Genomic DNA, 2,346 nt, shown 5'->3' on the forward strand with positions numbered 1-2,346 from the left:
CTTGAAACAACCTTTGCCTCAAAATTCTGCTAGTCTGATTAGGCGTCAGATACAGATCAACAACGATTTTATAGTGGAACTTTCCAAGCCTTCTAGCTCTTGTTCTATAGTCAAGGATCAAATCGCGGTTCTTCCAATCTCTCAAATATCTCCTTATGTAGTAAGAGACGTAACGAGGCGTCAACGGCTCAACCACTGGAAACAATCTCACGAGAACTGGAGCCAGCCACTTCATTGCATTAGCAGCCATTGCAAGACCCAGCATAACGTCGCTGCGCGCTTGTGCAATATCTAAGCAAAGACTATTAAAACTGTCTGACTGTCAGAACACTGCAACGGCTTTCTCAGGGTTTTAGCCAAACTTTCAACATGTAGCCTCGTTGCGGGTTAATTCTTTTGTCCTTACTGTAGTATGAGCGCCTTTGCCACACGCTTGCCGAGTTCAGGATCAGCTTTCTTGAGATTTGCTACTATGCGTTCCTGAATCGGCTTGTCAGCTTTTCCCAGAGAATCAGCAATGTTATCGATCAAGTGTTCTTGATCCACTTTGCTCAGCGAACGGTAGCGTTCGCCTGCCTGCTGGAAGTCGTTGGTCAACCTGATTTTCTGCCGTATCACTTTTCCTTTGATATAGTAATTTTCAGTCGGCGCAGCTGATGCTTCATGTGGCATTCCGCCCGCCAGAGTGTTAGGTTCGTAGTTGACTGTTCCTCCGCCGTAGGGTGCGTACTGCATGGCTCCGTCGCGCTGGTTGTTGTTAACCGATATCTTCGGTCGATTGATTGGAAGTTGCAGGTAATTGGCACCCAAGCGATGTCGCTGCGTGTCCGCGTAAGAGAAGATTCTGCCCTGCAAGAGCTTGTCAGCGGAGAAATCGATGCCTGGCACGACAGAAGCCGGACAGAAAGCAGCTTGCTCTGTTTCAGCAAAGAAGTTTTCGGGGTTGCGATTCAACACCATGTTGCCCACGGGCATAAGCGGGAACTTGTCCTCAGGCCAAGTTTTTGTGGCGTCAAGCGGGTCGAAGTCCTGTTTCAACTCGTCGGCAATCTCCATAATTTGGACACACAATTCATATTCTGCTGTCTTTCCTGCGGCGATGGTTTCGTACAGGTCTCGGGTGGCAATATCGGGATCTTCGCCTGCTAGGCTAGTGGCCTCGTGCCGGTCGATTGTCTCTATTCCTGCCTTGGGCTTCCAATGGTACTTAACATAGACGGCCTTGCCTTCAGCGTTCACCCACTTGTAGGTGTTGACGCCAAACCCTCCCATCTTCCTGTAACTCTTGACTGTTCCTCGGTCGGAAAAGAGCCAGGTGATCATGTGAGTGGATTCAGGAGACGACGAAATGAAATCCCAGAAACGACTGTTAGCCGACGAGCTTGTGGGGAAACCCGTGTCAGGAGCAGGCTTAAAGGCGTGCACCATATCGGGGAATTTGATGGCATCTCGTATGAAGAAGACTGGCAGGTTGTTCCCTACCAGATCGTAATTTCCGTCTTCGGTGTAGAACTTGACGGCAAAACCCCTGGGATCGCGAGCCGTATCGGCAGATCCTCTTGAACCTACTACGGTGGAGAAACGGACGAAGACAGGCGTCTTTTTCTTCGGGTCTTGAAGGAATTTCGCGCAGGTGTACTTTGCCATGGTCTTGTACACTTGGAAGTAGCCATGCGCGCCGGCTCCTTTTGCATGAACCACGCGCTCGGGAATGCGCTCACGGTCGAAGTGCGCGAGCTTCTCGATAAGATGCACATCCTGCAGAAGAACAGGTCCACGTTCGCCAGCTGTGAGTGAATTCTGGTTGTCAGCAACTGGGACTCCCTGATTTGTTGTCAGATGTTTTTCTTTCATAAATCGTAACGTCTCCTTGTCTATGATGTCATGTGAATCCCAAGGTTTATTTAAGAATTGTTATTATCTAATAATTGGTATGAACAACTATCAAAAATCAGACGCAGCACTGATAGAAGCTCTCCACAAGAAAGGATACAAAGCTACTCCACAGAGGATAGCGATTTGTCGATTTGTACTCCATAGTCGAGATCATCCGACCGCGCAGAGAACCTACGATGAAGTCAAGAAGGTGCACCCGACAGTCAGCCTTGCGACAGTTTACAAGACCCTCCAGGTTCTCGAAGAATTGGATCTGATTCAAGAGCTGAATTTTCCTCAAAGCCAGGCGAGATTCGATTCCTATATGAAACCTCACGTCAACTTGGTATGCTTGCGATGCGGCAACATAAAGGATTTAGACGATGTCACAGCACGAGAAATAGTCAAAAGGGTTGTAACTACCTCAAAATTCGCCCCAACGAGACAGCGTCTCGACATATATGGCATTTG

At 48.5% G+C, this 2,346-nt stretch carries 3 protein-coding genes; 1 reads left to right on the forward strand and 2 read right to left on the reverse strand.

Annotated features, from left to right (window positions below):
* Both VJ249_05930 and VJ249_05935 read right to left on the reverse strand, forming a co-directional pair.
* On the reverse strand, nucleotides 1-250 hold a 250-nt coding region (locus VJ249_05930), incomplete at its 3' end, for a hypothetical protein (protein HKZ94102.1).
* Between the two features lie 152 nt (nucleotides 251-402).
* Nucleotides 403-1,854 (reverse strand): catalase, encoded by a 1,452-nt coding sequence (locus tag VJ249_05935; GenBank protein ID HKZ94103.1) that lies wholly within the window; start codon nucleotides 1,852-1,854, stop codon nucleotides 403-405.
* Nucleotides 1,855-1,933: 79 nt separating this feature from the next.
* On the opposite strand from VJ249_05935, the gene VJ249_05940 reads away from it, so the two are divergent.
* A partial coding sequence (locus tag VJ249_05940; GenBank protein HKZ94104.1) for a Fur family transcriptional regulator occupies nucleotides 1,934-2,346 on the forward strand: 413 nt, incomplete at its 3' end.

This window comes from Candidatus Bathyarchaeia archaeon, assembly GCA_035283685.1.
Classification (GTDB): Archaea; Thermoproteota; Bathyarchaeia; order Bathyarchaeales; family Bathyarchaeaceae; genus DATETJ01.

Coding starts and splice junctions, on each gene's coding strand:
- VJ249_05935 (HKZ94103.1), bottom strand. CDS start 1,854: ATGAAAGAAAAACATCTGACAACAAATCAGGGAGTCCCAGTTGCTGAC.